A 14,289-nucleotide genomic window follows, 5' to 3' on the forward strand; every position below is an offset into this window, starting at 1 on the left:
TCACCCCAATCCCTGCGGGACGTGAGAGAAGATCACCCCAAACCACGCGGGACGTGAGAGAGGATCACTCGCGGGAGGCCGGGACGTCGGCGGCGAGGCGGATGTGGTTCTCGGCCAGCCACTTCGGGTTGAAGGCTTTGCTCAGGTAGTTGGTGCCGGCGTCGGGGGCAATGGCCACCACCACCGAACCGTGCGGCGCCGCCCGGGCTACGCGCAAGGCCGCTGCGACCGTCAGCCCGGAGGAAGGTCCCAAAGAGAGGCCTTCCTCGTCAAGCAGCCGATGGACCACGGTGTAGACCTCGTCGTTGGGGATGCGGAGGAAGCGGTCCACGATGGAGCGGTCGAAGATCTTGGGCCATTCCGCCTGCGGCCACGAGTTGCCCACACCGTCCACCAGAATCTCGCCGGGGTGGCCCCCGCTGTAGGCGGAGCCGTACGGGTCGGCGCCCACCACTTCAAGATGGCCACCGGGGCGTTCCTCCGCCACCCGCTCCTTCAGGTACCGGCCGTTCCCGCTGATGGTTCCGCCGGTGCCGACACCCGCCACGAAGTGGGTTACCAGCCCGCCGGTCTGCTCCCAGATTTCCGGGCCGGTTGCCTGGTAATGCGCAAGGGGGTTCGCCGGGTTGTCGAACTGCATTGGACGCCAGGCGCCAGGGGTTTCGGCAGTGATGCGGGCAGCAACGGCACGTGCATTCTCGGGCGACTCCGATGGCGCGTTCCAGTCGGTCAGGATCACCCGCGCCCCATAGCTGTGCAGTGCTGCGAGCTTTTCCTGGGAGATCGTATCCCCGGTTACAACAACCACAGGGTGCCCGGTGAGTCGGCCGATCAGCGCCAAGCCGATTCCCGTATTGCCGGACGTGCTCTCCACAATGGTGGCTCCGGGTTGCAGCTCTCCCGAACGCTCCGCGGCCCGGACCATGCTCAGCGCTGTCCGGTCCTTGATGGAGCCGCCTGGATTCTCGGATTCGAGCTTGATGTGGATGCTGCTGCCCAGGCCACGCCCAAGATGCTCCAACTTCACCAGGGGCGTGTTTCCAACCTTGTCCAACACCGAGACATCCAGCCCGTCCGGAACCTCCGCTGCGGCATGCATTCCGTGCCTGCGCGCTGCTGCGCTCACCATTCGCTCCCACCTTCCCCAAGCCCGGCCGCTTCAACGACGTCCCGCAGCGCAAACCTCGCGCGTTCCACCAGTTGGGGAGCCGGCGGCCGGTCCGCCAGCAGGTCGGCGAGCCTCCCGACAACGACGCCGGTCCCCCTTCCCAGCGGCTGCGCAGCTCCCGCTTCCAGCAGCAGGAAGGAAGCCGTCAACGCCTCGATGGTCAGCAGCTTTTCCGCAGCGTCCAAGGACTTTTCAAGCTGTTGCAGCGCCAGCGGCGCCAGCGTGGAGTGGTCCTCCACATCGGCTGACAGGGTGGGCGCGCCCAGCGTCGCGGGGGCGGCCAGGAATTTCAGTTCGGCCAGCAAGCCGGCGGCCGAGTACCAGAGCAGGCCGGGCAGTTCCTCCTGTGCCAGGCCTGAGCCTGCGGCCGCCGCCGCAAGGTGTTTCGCCCGGATGGACCTCTGCGGCGGATAAAGCTTGGCGATGCGGCGTTCGCTGGAGATCCCCACGTGTGCCAGGGCCAATCGCAGGCTTTCAAAGGAGAGGGCCACCTGCATCGCTTGGAAGTTCCCGCCCGACACCATTTGTCCGGAGTCCAAGTCCACCAGCGGGTTGTCGCCCCGTCCGTTCAGTTCCACCTCGAGCGCAGCTCCCAGTTGCGATACCAGGTACCGGAAAGCCCCGTGTGCCTGCGGCGCTGCCCGGAAGGACAAAGAATCCTGCACCGACACTTCGGGGCGAACGTCCTCCAACCACCCGCCACTCAACAGCCGCCTGACAGCGTCGGCGGACTCCCGCTGCCCGTCCACTGCCTTGGCCGCCTGGATGGCGGCCGAAAAGGGACTGAGGTTTCCGCCGTCGTCGTACCTTGCGATGGTCTCCAACGACAAAGCGAGCGCGACGTCGGCAAGCCTGGCCAAGTGCCGCAGGCGCACGAAGGTGAGCGCTCCGGCTCCAACTGAGTACGCGTTCGCGCTGACGAGGGCGAGCGCTTCTCCGGCGGCGAGGGTCAGCGGTTGCAGGCCGGCGTCGGCGAGCGCCTTGGCTCCGGGAACCAGCGCGCCTTCCGCGTCGAAGGCTTCTCCCTCCCCGATGGCAACGGCTGCGACGGCGGCAAGCTGGGTGAGGTCGGAGGAACCCACCGAGCCTTCGGCCGGAATGGCAGGGCGGACGCCGCGGTTCACGAGTTCGGCGTAGCAGCGCGCGGTTTCCGGACGTACGCCGGAGCCGCCTCGGCTGAAACCCACCAGTCGCGCAAGGATTATTGCCCGTACGGTGGCTGGATCCAGATAGTCGCCCACGCCGCTGTTGTGGTACCGAACCACCTGCACTTGGTAGTCCAGGATCGATTTGTCTTCCACGAAGGTGTCCCGGCCCGAGCCAAGGAGCGTATTGAGGCCGTACACCCGCTCTCCTGAAGCCGCAGTGCGCTCCACCACTTCCCGGGACCGCTCGATCAAAGTCAACGCATCATGGTTGAGTTTCACGTGAAACGACTCGTCCAGGGCGGCAGCGGCGAGCCGGCTCACCGCCACCGGCGCCGTCCCGATCACCAGTTCCTTGGGGTCGGACGCCATGGTCAGAAGTCCAGGAGGTTCTGCCGGAAGCCCCCGTTGCCGTAACTCTTCCTCAACAGGCCGCGGCGGCGCAGTTCGGGAGTGAGTTTGTCCAGCACGCCGTGCACGGTGACGGGGTCCACGAAGCCGGAGAAGAGGAAGCCGTCCCCGCCCACAGCCGCTCCGGTCTCTTCGAGGTAATCCGCGATTTCGCCTGCCGTGCCGATGATCGAGTCCCCGGCTCCGCCGCTGCGGGCCTGCAGGATCTGCCGCAGCGTGGAACCAGGAGGGGCTGCCTTGGCGAAGTGCTCCAAAGTGCCCTGGTTGCTGTTGGTGCTCAGTTCCGGGAGCGGGGCGTCCAGGTCGAATTGCTTGAAGTCGATCACGGACAGGTATGAGATCGAGTTGAGCTGGCTGTCGATGTCGCGCTGGGTGAGCTCACGGCGCTGGGCGCGCAGTTCCTCCGCTTCCGTCGGAGAGCCCACAACGGTGGGCTTGAGAACGAAAAGCACCTTGACGTCGTCGGGGTTCCTGCCGGCTTTCGCTGCCTCGGCGCGGATGGAATCGCGGTACGCCTTCATCCCGTCCGCACCGCGGGCCAGGGCAATCGCGACGTCGGCATGCCCACCCGCAAACGCCTTCCCCCTGGGCGAGGCACCTGCCTGCACCAGGACCGGCTCCTCGGGCAAGGGAGCCGTGTTCAGAGGCCCGCGGACCTTGAAGAAATCGCCCTCATGGTTGATGGGATGAACCTTGGTGTGGTCGGCAAACCTGCCGCCCTCCACATCCTCAAGAACAGCGCCGGGTTCCCAGCTCCGCCAAAGGCGCCTGACGACGTCGACGAACTCCTCCGCTTTCTCATACCGGAGGTCGTGCTCGATCTGCTGGTCCAGCCCGTAGTTCTGCGCGGCGAGGTCGCTGCCCGAGGTGACGACGTTCCAGCCGAGCTGCCCCTCGGAGAAGTGCTGCAGCGTAGCAAGGAGGCGGGCCGCCGTGAAGGGCGGGTAGAAAGAGGCGCTGACGGTCGGGACGATGCCCAGGTGTTCCGTGGCAGAAAGCAGGTACGGGACCAACGCGAGGGGATCGTGCTTGGGCGCAAAGGAGGCATGGGCCAGGGAAACCTCGGCCGTACCACCGTAGGTATCGGGGACGGTCAGGGAATCCTCGATGATGAACAGGTCCAGCCCGGATCGCTCGAATGCCCTGACAGCCTCCTGGTACAGCGCGGGTTTCTTCCAGTCGTAGCCGAGTCCGTATCCGGGAGTTCCCCAGCCCTGGACACCGAATCCGTGGCCCACGAACCAACCAAAATGAAGCATGGGCTTGAGTGTAGAACTGCCTTGTCCGTTCACCGCGACCTGATTTCATGCGAAGTTACAGGGGGTCGTACTGCGTCAATTATGCTCCCGCGGCGTCACATTTGGGCCCCGTTCCAAGGGGTTCCCGGAGGCACCGGTTACGCAACATGACGACGGCGGCAATGTCACCAAATGCGGCGCCACGGCTGTGGATGTTACTTTTTTCTTGAGTAATGAGCACCAGCGTTAAGCCCTGACTTGCTGGTCGGCAACCCTCTCCCGCGGCGGGGTGCCTCAGGTGACTACTCGGCGTATTCGACACATCGAACTGCAAGCGTGACTGAGGAGCACCACGAATGCCTGAACCCACTGAAGAAAAGCTGTCCTACCGCCTGATCACAGGCCCGGACACCCGCGAATTCTGCGAACGAATCAGCAACGCCCTGGCCGAGGGGTACGTCCTCCACGGCAGCCCGGCCGCCACCTTCAATGGCACCACCGTCATCGTTGCCCAGGCCGTCATCCTGCCGGCCGCTGTTGCCGATGCGGATGCCGCCGTGGCGAGCGCCGTTGACAAGCTCGAGAACTACGAGGACGAGGAAGCATTCGAGGGGCACGCATGAGCTACGCCGGTGACCTGACCCCGCAGGACGCGTGGGCCAAACTTGAACAAGGCGCCATCCTGGTGGACGTCCGGACCGAGGGCGAATGGGCCCACATCGGAATCCCGGACACCAAAGCCACCGAGAACGATCCCCTGTTTATCCAGTGGAACCTCGCAGGCGGCATCCCGAACTCCCGGTTCATCGAAGACCTCCAGCAGCAGGCTCCCGAAGGTGACGGCGTAGAGCTTGTGTTCATCTGCCGCTCCGGCCAGCGCTCCGTTGCCGCCGCCACGGCCGCAACCCAGGCCGGCTTCACGGCCTACAACGTACTTGAAGGCTTCGAGGGTGAACCCGACCGTTACGGCGAACGAACCGTCAACGGATGGAAGAACCGCGGCCTGCCTACCAACTTGGGGAACGACTAAAAGTGACTTTCAATCCTGACGCCGCCGGCTGGAGCCCTGATACCCAGGCCGTTCGCGGTGGCCTTGACCGTACCAACTTCCAGGAAACAGCCGAGCCTGTGTTCCTGAACTCCGGCTTCGTCTACGAATCCGCCGCAGCAGCAGAGCGTGCGTTTACCGGCGAAGACGAGCGCTTCGTCTACTCCCGCTACGGCAACCCGTCCGTCGCCACCTTCCAGGAGCGGCTCCGCCTGCTCGAAGGAACCGAGGCATGCTTTGCGACGGCGTCGGGCATGTCTGCGGTCTTCACCGCCTTGGGTGCCCTGCTGGCTGCCGGCGACCGCGTGGTTGCGGCGCGTTCCCTGTTCGGCTCCTGCTTTGTGATCCTCAACGAGATCCTGCCGCGCTGGGGCGTGGAGACCGTCTTCGTGGACGGGCCGGACCTTGATCAGTGGCGCGAGGCGCTCTCCCAACCGACCACTGCAGTGTTCTTTGAGTCGCCGTCCAACCCGATGCAGGAAATCGTGGACATCGCGGCCGTCAGCGAACTCGCGCACGCCGCCGGGGCGACCGTCGTCGTCGACAATGTCTTCGCCACCCCGCTGCTTCAGCGCTGCGGCGACCTCGGCGCCGACGTCATTGTCTATTCAGGTACCAAGCACATTGACGGCCAGGGACGCGTCATGGGCGGGGCGATCCTGGGCACCAAGGAATACATCGACGGCCCGGTCAAGCAGCTCATGCGGCACACCGGCCCTTCGCTCTCATCCTTCAACGCCTGGGTCCTCACCAAGGGCCTGGAGACCATCGGGCTGCGCGTGAACCACAGCTCGGCGTCGGCGCTGAAGATCGCCGAATGGCTCGAGCAGCAGCCCGCCATCAGCTGGGTCAAGTACCCCTTGTTGAAATCGCACCCGCAGTACGAGCTGGCCACCAAGCAAATGAAGGCCGGCGGCACCGTGTTGACGTTCGAGCTCTCTCCCTCCGGCGGCCGCAGCGCCAAGGAAGCAGCGTTCGCACTGCTCGACGGCCTGAGGGTCATCGACATCTCCAACAACCTGGGCGACTCAAAGTCCCTCATCACCCACCCGGCCACCACCACCCACAGGGCCATGGGCCCGGAGGGACGTGCGGCGATCGGGCTCTCGGATGGCGTTGTCCGCTTGTCCGTGGGCCTGGAGGACGTGGACGACCTCATCCTGGACCTGGAAAAGGCCCTCAAGCAGGTTTGATCCCGGCAGCCTCAGGCGCCGCGCCGGACCCTGGACAGTACCGGGTCGGGGTCCTTCACAGCGTCGTTTGAGGCTCCCCGTGTGGTCACCTGCACGGCATGTCCCACCACGGCCGCCAACGCCTCAGGCGCGGGCGGGCTTCCTTCAGCACCCCCGGTGGTGACGTTGAAGCGACTGGCCGCCTCGCGTTGCTCGGATGCCCCGTTGCCCCGCTCAAGGATGTCCGCGACGCCGGTCTTGACGAGTCCAAGCTCATCCTGCTCGTCCAATACCGGGCTCAGGTAATCCACCAGCGCCCACACCACGGTGGCGGCAGGCTGCGGACGGAAGTCGCCGAAGTCCAGGAGATCCCCCCGCAGGCCCATGTTGCTGGCCTGGAAACTCGCCATGCGAAGCAGCGCCGTGGGCACTGAGGAGGGTTCCACGCCGTCGAACATTTCCCGCGTGGCCGTTTCCACCAACGCCCGAACCAAAACCGCAATCAATGCGGCGTCCTCAGAGCGCAGGCAAACATCGGCAACGCGCACTTCCACCGTGGGGTGCGCGCGGGAAATCCGGGCATCGAAATAGATCATGCCCTCATCCAGGAGCACCCCTGTGTCCAGGAGCCGGCTCACCATGCGCCGATAGGACGTCAGCGAACCGAACACCGCAGACGGGCCGGACGTGGGCCAACGGTTCCAGGCCTGGGTGCGGTAGCTGTCGAATCCTGTGGGCTGCCCGCGCCAGTAAGGGGAGTTGGCGCTGATGGCAGTCAGGACTGCGAGCTTGTCCCGGATGTGGTCCAGCACCACCACGCCCTCCTCCGGCGATTCCACCGAAGTGTGCACGTGGAAGCCGCAGGTCAGCTGCTCGTGGGCGGTGAGCCCGAAGCGCTCCAGCATCTCGGCGTAGCGCGGATCCGGGGTGGTGTGTGTGGGAGAAGCCAAGGGCGACGTCGCCAGCGCGGCAATCCGGGCGCCGTGTTTGCGGGCGGCGTCGTCGGCCATTGCGCGGCCCCGCCGGATCTGGTGAAGCAGCTCGGCGTAACCGTGGGAGGGTCGCGTCTGGGTTTCGATCTGCTCGAGTTTGAGTTCGTGGCTCAAGCCGGTGTTGCCGGCCGCACCCGTCCCGCGATCAGAACCGTTGAGCAACGCATCCGCGAGGGCCAGGGGCTGGCCCGTCACAGGATCGACGATGAGCAGCTCTTCCTCTACCCCAAATGTGCGCATGCTCCATTCTGCCCCGCTCAGTCCTGGCCGCGGCGGAAATTTGCCGGATCATTCGGACCCGAGCCCAGACGAACCCACGATTGGCGGGCCCAGCAAGAGGCCAACGCAGAATGATCCGGCAAGATTCAGACCCGTTATACACATACGGTTCCCTGCAGGGCCCGGGTTGCCAAGGAATCGGGCTGACTGTAGGCATGGATGCGCTGGAGTTCCTCACGTCGGTGGGCGGGGTGGCCAAGGTGGGGCTGCTCCGCGCTCGTGGTTTCCGCCCAAACGACCTTCGCAAACTCGCTGACGCCGGCGCCTATCAACCGAAGCACGGTCTTTGGGCCATCCCCGCCGCGGACCCCGACTTCCTGGCAGCACTTTGCAACAACAGCCACCTCACGTGCGCAAGCGCAGCAACCCGCTACGGGCTATGGCTGAGGAACAAACCGACCAAACTTCACTTGGCGACCAAGCACAGCAGGGGCCGTGGATTCGTACGGCACAGCGGGTTGCGGTTCGGCACCGAGTCCCAAGTGCCTTTGGCTTCGGTGGAAGACACGGTCCTGCACGCTCTGACCTGCCTCTCCACGGAGGACGCCATCGCCGTTGCCCAGTCAGCGATGTCAATGTTCGGTGTGCCGCGGGAAGCGTTGCGCAGCGAACTGGGGGCCAAATACTTCGGCACTGCGCGGAAACTATTGGACATGGCGGACGGGCTCTCCGAATCACTTCCGGAGATCAGTGCACGGCTCCTTTTCGAATCCGAGGGTCTGACCTTCAGGCGCCAAGTCCGCATAGAAGGCGTAGGCCGCGTCGATGTCCTGATCGACGAACGCCTGATTGTGGAAGTGAATGGCTACCAGTTCCACAGTTCCCGGCAAGCCTGGCGGAAGGACATGGCCCGGCTCAACGCTGCCCAAGCGCTTGGCTACCACGTCCTGAGCTACGCCCCGGAGCAGATCTGGAACACGCCTGACCATGTGGTGGCGGAAATCCGGGGAATGCTGGCTCGGATCAGGAGCGCCAGACGGTGCTAGGCAGAAATTTTGCCGGATCATTCGGCCGGAGGCCCCGGCGAACCCACGACTGGCGGGCCAAGCAAGGGGCCAGCGCAGAATGATCCGACAAAATCTCCCAGTGCTCAGTCCTGGAAGTACTCAACCTTCGCGCCGATGGTGTTGAGCCGCTCGGCCAGATCCTCATAGCCGCGCTCAATCACGTAAATGTTGCGGAGCTCGGACGTCCCCCGGGCCGCGAGCATCGCCAGGAGCAGGCAGGCCGCAGGACGAAGCGCCGGTGGGCAGCCGATCTCAGCGGCGCGCCACTTGGTGGGTCCGTTGACATAGATGCGGTGCGGGTCAAGGAGCTGCACTTGGGCACCGAGCTTGTTGAGCTCCGTCAAGTAGATTGCCCTGTTCTCGTAGACCCAGTCGTGGATCATGGTCTGGCCCTCGGCGTTGGCGGCGATCACGGCGAAGAACGGCAGGTTGTCGATGTTCAGGCCCGGGAACGGCATGGGGTGGATCTTGTCCTGGGGCGCCTTGAGCTCCGAGGGCTTGGTGGTCACGTCCACCAAGCGGGTCCGGCCGTTGCGTGCCATGTATTCGCCTGAAATCTCAAGCTTCTGGCCCATCTGCTGGAGGGTCGCGAGCTCGATCTCCATGAACTCGATGGGTACCCGCCGGATGGTGACCTCGGAGTTCGTCACGATGCCTGCCGTGATGAGGGACATGGCCTCGATGGGGTCCTCGGACGGGAAGTACTCGATGTCCACGTCGATGCTGGATCGCCCCGTAATCCTCAGCGTAGTGGTACCCACGCCTTCGATTCCCACGCCGAGGCCCTGCAGGTAGAAGCAGAGGTCCTGGACCATGTAATTGGGGCTGGCGTTGCGGATCACCGTGGTGCCCTCACGGTGGGCAGCGGCCATGATGGCGTTTTCCGTGACGGTATCGCCGCGCTCGGTGAGGACGAAAGAACGGTCGTGTCCGTCGGCCGGCGGAGCAGCCACGGAATAGAAACCGGACTTCGCTTCAACGGTCAAGCCGAACTCGCGCAGCGCCTGCATGTGCGGTTCCACGGTGCGGGTTCCGAGATCGCACCCGCCGGCGTAGGGCAGTTGGTATTCGCTGGTCTCGTCCAGGAGGGGGCCAAGGAGCATGATGACGCTGCGGGTGCGGCGTGCAGCGTCCACGTCCATGGTGCCCAGGTCCAGCTCCTGCGGACGGCGGATACGGAGATCGTTGCCGTTGAGCCAAGTGCATTCCACGCCAATGGAGGTCAGTACCTCCACGATCCGGTTGACTTCCTCGATCCGCGCCAGCCGACGGAGGGTGGTGGTGCCGCGGTTGATCAAGCTGGCACAGAGAAGCGCGACTCCGGCGTTCTTGCTGCTGTTGACATCGACTTCACCGGAGAGGGTACGGCCGCCCTCTACGCGGAGGTGGGTCATTTGGGGCCGGCCGACTTTGACGATTGATCGCCCAAAGATCGCCTCCAGCCGTTCGATCATGCGGAGGCTCAGGTTTTGCTTTCCCTGTTCCATGCGTGCGACGGCGCTCTGGCTGGTTCCCAGCTCAGACGCCAGCTGACCCTGCGTCCAGCCCTTTTCGTTGCGGGCGTTGCGGAGCAGGAGGCCTACGTGTTCGGCGGTGGGTTGCTGCGTCATACCCAAGAAATATCACAAATGAGCTAGAAGTGACGCACATATCGCCGTTTCAGCGGTAAAGGTCACACCATACCCGATCCGTGCGATATGGAGTTTCGACGCCGGCACTCACCGGCGGGGCGCCCGCACTCGCCGCCGGGGTGCCCGCACGCACCGCCGGCCGGACCAGTGCCAACGGTCACCCAACGGCACTAGCGCCAGACAAAAGTCCACGTCCCGGCGCCCACGGCCGTCAGTACTGCAGCGGCTGCAATCAGCACACCTCCCAGCAGGACCCACACGTCCAGCAGGGAGTACGTGGATTCGCGTGCCCAAGTACGTTTGCCGCCGCCGAAGCCGCGGGCTTCCATGGTTACGGCCAGCCGGGAAGCCCTGCGGACGGCTTGGACAAGGAGCCCAAAACTCTGTCCGAGCGTGGCCTTCGCACGCTGCCACGGGCTGCCCTGGGAACCCACGCCCCGGGCCCGGCGGGCCATGCCGATGGTCTGCCATTCCTCCGCCATCAAGCCCACCAGTCGCATGGCAGCCAGGGAACCCAGCACAAAGCGGTGCGGCAGCCTGGCCTTCTGCGCCAGCGCGTCGGCCAAGTCCGTAGGGTCGGTGCACGTCATCAGCAGGATTGCCGGCAAGGCGATCGCCAAACCGCGCAGCATGAAACCGAGCCCCAGCTGGAGGGAACCGTCGCTGATAGACCAGAGTCCGACGTCGAGCAGTACAGCGCCGCTGTCCGGTGCGACGATCGCTGTACTCCAGCCGCCGATCGCTGCCGCGACGATGAGTGGCCATGCGCGGACCCACAGGAGCCGGATCGTCAATCCGGCGAGCGGAAACAAGGCAAGTTCGGCCACGAGGGCGATCGACGCCGAGACCCAGTCAATGGAGAGGGCCAGCACCATCGAAATCAGGAAAACAGCCACGAACTTCGCCAAGGGGTTGGCCCGGGTCAACAGGGCGTGGTTGCCGTTCAGGCCCAAAGTGTCCCTCATGCCGCACCGGCTTCCTGCTTTTCAGCCGTGTTCACCGGGGCAAGCCGCAATTCCGTACCACCAAGGACTGCACTGAATTCCTGGTCATGGGTCACCGAGACCACGGCTGTTCCCTGGTCGAGCAACTCGGAAAGGAACGACGCCAGTTCCGCCCAGGTGTTGGCATCCTGCCCGAACGTCGGCTCGTCCAGGATCAGCACCTTGGGGTGCGCAGCAAGGACGGTGGCAACGGACAACCTTCGTTTCTCGCCGCCGGACAGTGTGTACGGGTTTGCATCCACCAAATGGGTCAGGCGCAGCCGCTCAAGTAACTCATCCACGCGCTCTTCGCCATGGCCCAAGTGCCTGGGACCAAACATGAGCTCATCCAGGACCTTGCCGGTGACGAACTGGTGCTCTGGCTCCTGGAACACCGTGCCGATGCGGGAGATCAGTTGGTCCGCTTTCCACTTGAAGGGATCGATTCCGGCGCCTTCCGAAAGTTCGACGGCGGCAGAAACCTGGCCTGCCACCGGCGCCAGAAGTCCGGCCATCGTCAGTGCGAACGTGGACTTCCCGGCGCCGTTGGGCCCGGTAATGGTCAATGCCCGACCCGCCCGGACCTGGGCACTCACTCCGGCTTGCACAGGAATCGGCGGGATGGTTTTGAAGCCCTTCTTCCGGGGCTTCTCGCGGGAGACCGCAAGGTCCTGGGCCGCAAGAAGGAGCTGCGCCGGCCCTTCGGGGGCAGTTGTCCTGGCGCGTGTCCGGGGAACGTATCCTGGCACCCACACCCCGGCCTCGATGAGCATCGTACTGGCCTCGGCCAAGACCTGGTCCGGAGCCCCGTCCAGCAGCACACCGCCGCGGGAATGTCCGGGCTGCAGGACCACGATCCTGTCCACCAGGTCCTGCCACACAGACACCCGGTGCTCCACCACAACCAACGTTGCGCCGGTCTTGTCCAGGCAGCGGCCTACGGCATCCCGGACTTCCAGGACGCCTGCCGGGTCCAGGTTGGCCGTCGGCTCGTCCAGGAGGATGAGCCCGGGACGCATCGCCAGGATCCCAGCGAGGGCGAGGCGCTGCTTTTGCCCGCCGGAGAGTGCCGCCGTCGGGTGGTCCAACGCCAGGCCGTCACCGGCAGCGGTGCGTAACCCGACGTCGTCGAGCGCTTCATGCACGCGCTCCCAAATCACCTCCCGCGGGACGGCGAGGTTCTCGGCACCGAACGCGACGTCGTCGCCAACGCGGGACAGAACCACCTGAGTTTCAGGATCCTGCTGCATCAAACCGGCACGGCCGCGCTGTTCGCGGGGTGCCGCGCCGTCAATCAGGAGCGAGCCCGTCTCATCCGAATCGTCTTCCTCGTCCCCGAGGACGCCCGCGAGGGCGTGGAGGAGCGTCGACTTGCCCGCCCCCGACGGTCCCAGCAGCAGGACCCGTTCACCCGGCTCGATGCGCAGGTCAAGGTCCTGGATGGCGGGCGTGGACCGGCCGGCATGCCGCCATCCCCAGCCTTCCGCGGAGATGGCAGCCGGCCGGACCCCAGTGGACCCCGCCATCAGTTGAAGACGGGCTCCGACGCGGCCTTCCGCGAGGCGAACGAACCCAGCACGCCGGTGGTGGCCAGGCCGCGGGTTGCCACCCAGGACAGGGCACCAGCAATGATTGCACCGGAAATCGTGCAGAACGCGATATAGGCCAGCTTGTCGACGGCTTCGTAAGCGATGTTCCAGCCCCAGGGGAGGAACGAGTCGTTGAGGCCGCAGAAGAGGCCGGCACCGGCACCTGCCAGGAGCGAGGTGGGAAGGTTGAACTTCTTGTAACGGAACGCCGCGAAGACCAGTTCCGCTCCGAGGCCCTGCAGGATGCCGGAGATGAGCACCGTGGTGCCGTACTGGGAGCCCATGATGAGCTCGCCCGTCGCAGCCACTGCCTCGCAGAAAAGTGCGGCACCGGGCTTGCGGATGATGAGCATGCCAAGGACCGCGGGGATCATCCAGCCGCCGGCGATGAGGCCGGTCAGGGGCGGGTAGGCCGCGTTCATCGGGATGGATACGATTGCGGCGCCCTGGGACCAGGCCCAGAAGATCACGCCGCCGGCGATGGCGATCAAAGCTGCCACCACGATGTCTACAACACGCCAGTTGTAACTGGTCTTCTTCACGCTTGCCGTGGTCATTTCTTTGCCTCCTGAGGTTACAGGAGGGGAAAGTGCTCCCCGGATTCCCCGGCCGGCCTGCGCCGTCCGGTCCCGGACACTCTGAGAAGCTCGACTCCCTTGCGCCGGTACTAACCGGATCAGGTTCGAGGGTCTGCGGCTGTCCGCACTCTCAGCGCCCTCGCGTCTCTGCATCCCTGCAGGTTCGACGGCGGCGCTCCCCTGTCGTTATCAATCCGCCCTTATGGGCGTGGTTCAGTTTACACCTGCCGTCGATTGCGGGGCAGGTGCTTGGTCACAAACCCGTTGCGAGGCCCGCCCTACGCGCTATCCCCCGACCATAGGGCGCAAACCGGGCCCCGCAACGCCCGCCTGCGAGAATGGGAGCATGACGGATCTTCCAGGTTCAGAAACCCCAGTGGCACAACCCCGCCTGGCGGCAAGCGTCATCCTGCTCCGGAATGCATCCGACGGGCTCGAAGCGTTCGTCCAGCACCGCGTATCCACCATGGACTTCGCGGCCGGCATGGTGGTCTTCCCGGGCGGCCGGGTGGATCCTGCGGACGCAGACGGGTGGGACTACCCCGCCGGGCTTTTGGACAGTCACGCAGTGCATTGGCGGCTGAGTTCCCTTGCGAACGGCGATCCCGGAACCCCGCAGAGCCGTGCCGGGACTGTCCTCGCCGCAGCCATCCGGGAGGTCCGGGAGGAAGCCGGGCTTGATCTCCAAGCCTCGGAACTCAGGCCCTGGGCCAACTGGATCACTCCCGTGGACATGCCCAAGCGCTTCGATACGTTCTTCTATATCGCCAAGCCCGCTCCGGACGCCCAACCCCGGCACCAGACAACGGAGGCCTGGCAGTCCCTTTGGATGCCCGTGGACGGGATCCTCGCGGCGGAAGCCGAGGGCCGGTTAAAGCTCATGCCACCCACGTATTACCTGCTCAAGGAGGTCTCCGGATTTGAGTCCGTGGAGGCACTCTGGCACGCGGACCATGAGGTTGTTCCCGTACTGGCTCCCCCGGGTTCCCTTACTGCTTTCCTGAAGGAGCGCGAAACCCGCCGCTAGGCAGGAACCGGCAGCCGCGTG

The 14,289-nt window shown here is 65.1% G+C and carries 13 protein-coding genes and 2 riboswitches; of the genes, 5 read left to right on the forward strand and 8 right to left on the reverse strand.

Features of this window, described 5'->3' with window-relative positions:
- Nucleotides 1–64 precede the first annotated feature (64 nt).
- The 3 genes from ACIPY2_RS17805 to ACIPY2_RS17815 are packed head-to-tail and all read right to left on the reverse strand — an operon-like array spanning nt 65 to nt 4,016.
- The gene (locus tag ACIPY2_RS17805) at nt 65–1,129 is read right to left on the reverse strand and encodes a PLP-dependent cysteine synthase family protein (RefSeq protein ID WP_400267726.1); all 1,065 of its coding nucleotides are present in this window, start codon (nt 1,127–1,129) and stop codon (nt 65–67) included.
- Nucleotides 1,123–2,685, reverse strand: a complete 1,563-nt coding sequence (locus tag ACIPY2_RS17810; RefSeq protein WP_400267727.1) for an aromatic amino acid ammonia-lyase — start codon at nt 2,683–2,685, stop codon at nt 1,123–1,125. The genes ACIPY2_RS17805 and ACIPY2_RS17810 overlap by 7 nt, the downstream gene beginning before the upstream one ends.
- A 2-nt stretch (nt 2,686–2,687) precedes the next feature.
- Nucleotides 2,688–4,016, reverse strand: a complete 1,329-nt coding sequence (locus ACIPY2_RS17815; RefSeq protein WP_400267728.1) for an NtaA/DmoA family FMN-dependent monooxygenase — start codon at nt 4,014–4,016, stop codon at nt 2,688–2,690.
- A gap of 175 nt (nt 4,017–4,191) precedes the next feature.
- Nucleotides 4,192–4,305, forward strand: a riboswitch (SAM riboswitch).
- A gap of 13 nt (nt 4,306–4,318) precedes the next feature.
- Between ACIPY2_RS17815 and ACIPY2_RS17820 the strand changes: the two genes are divergently transcribed.
- Genes ACIPY2_RS17820 through ACIPY2_RS17830 form a run of 3 tightly spaced genes read left to right on the forward strand, consistent with a single transcriptional unit; the run spans nt 4,319 to nt 6,203 of the window.
- The gene (locus ACIPY2_RS17820) at nt 4,319–4,585 is read left to right on the forward strand and encodes a DUF1737 domain-containing protein (protein ID WP_400267729.1); all 267 of its coding nucleotides are present in this window, start codon (nt 4,319–4,321) and stop codon (nt 4,583–4,585) included.
- Nucleotides 4,582–4,992 (forward strand): rhodanese-like domain-containing protein, encoded by a 411-nt coding sequence (locus ACIPY2_RS17825; RefSeq protein WP_400267730.1) that lies wholly within the window; start codon nt 4,582–4,584, stop codon nt 4,990–4,992. The genes ACIPY2_RS17820 and ACIPY2_RS17825 overlap by 4 nt, the downstream gene beginning before the upstream one ends.
- 2 nt (nt 4,993–4,994) lie before the next feature.
- Nucleotides 4,995–6,203 carry an O-succinylhomoserine sulfhydrylase gene (locus ACIPY2_RS17830; RefSeq protein ID WP_400267731.1) on the forward strand — a complete coding sequence of 403 codons (1,209 nt, stop codon included), beginning with the start codon at nt 4,995–4,997 and terminating at the stop codon, nt 6,201–6,203.
- Between the two features lie 11 nt (nt 6,204–6,214).
- On the opposite strand, the gene ACIPY2_RS17835 is transcribed toward ACIPY2_RS17830, so the two are convergent.
- Nucleotides 6,215–7,414 (reverse strand): glutamate--cysteine ligase, encoded by a 1,200-nt coding sequence (locus ACIPY2_RS17835; protein WP_400267732.1) that lies wholly within the window; start codon nt 7,412–7,414, stop codon nt 6,215–6,217.
- Nucleotides 7,415–7,608: 194 nt separating this feature from the next.
- Here ACIPY2_RS17835 and ACIPY2_RS17840 point away from each other — a divergent pair, with 194 nt between their 5' ends.
- Entirely contained in the window at nt 7,609–8,439 is an 831-nt protein-coding gene (locus ACIPY2_RS17840) for an endonuclease domain-containing protein (protein WP_400267733.1), read from the forward strand.
- Between the two features lie 104 nt (nt 8,440–8,543).
- Here ACIPY2_RS17840 and ACIPY2_RS17845 read toward each other — a convergent pair whose 3' ends face one another.
- The 4 genes from ACIPY2_RS17845 to ACIPY2_RS17860 form a co-directional block, all read right to left on the reverse strand.
- Entirely contained in the window at nt 8,544–10,070 is a 1,527-nt protein-coding gene (locus tag ACIPY2_RS17845; RefSeq protein WP_400267734.1) for a UDP-N-acetylglucosamine 1-carboxyvinyltransferase, read from the reverse strand.
- 191 nt (nt 10,071–10,261) lie between these two features.
- The gene (locus ACIPY2_RS17850; protein WP_400267735.1) at nt 10,262–11,056 is read right to left on the reverse strand and encodes an energy-coupling factor transporter transmembrane component T family protein; all 795 of its coding nucleotides are present in this window, start codon (nt 11,054–11,056) and stop codon (nt 10,262–10,264) included.
- A complete protein-coding gene (locus tag ACIPY2_RS17855; protein ID WP_400267736.1) occupies nt 11,053–12,600 on the reverse strand; it encodes an ABC transporter ATP-binding protein in 1,548 nt (515 codons plus the stop codon). Before ACIPY2_RS17855 ends, ACIPY2_RS17850 begins: the two co-directional genes overlap by 4 nt.
- A complete protein-coding gene (locus tag ACIPY2_RS17860) occupies nt 12,600–13,220 on the reverse strand; it encodes an ECF transporter S component (RefSeq protein ID WP_400267737.1) in 621 nt (206 codons plus the stop codon). The genes ACIPY2_RS17855 and ACIPY2_RS17860 overlap by 1 nt, the downstream gene beginning before the upstream one ends.
- 78 nt (nt 13,221–13,298) lie before the next feature.
- Nucleotides 13,299–13,433, reverse strand: a riboswitch (TPP riboswitch).
- Nucleotides 13,434–13,587: 154 nt separating this feature from the next.
- On the opposite strand from ACIPY2_RS17860, the gene ACIPY2_RS17865 reads away from it, so the two are divergent.
- Nucleotides 13,588–14,268 (forward strand): NUDIX hydrolase, encoded by a 681-nt coding sequence (locus ACIPY2_RS17865; RefSeq protein WP_400267738.1) that lies wholly within the window; start codon nt 13,588–13,590, stop codon nt 14,266–14,268.
- The last annotated feature ends 21 nt before the right edge of the window (nt 14,269–14,289 follow it).

Source organism: Paenarthrobacter sp. NPDC089675, from assembly GCF_044749185.1.
In the GTDB taxonomy this organism is placed as follows: domain Bacteria; phylum Actinomycetota; class Actinomycetes; order Actinomycetales; family Micrococcaceae; genus Arthrobacter.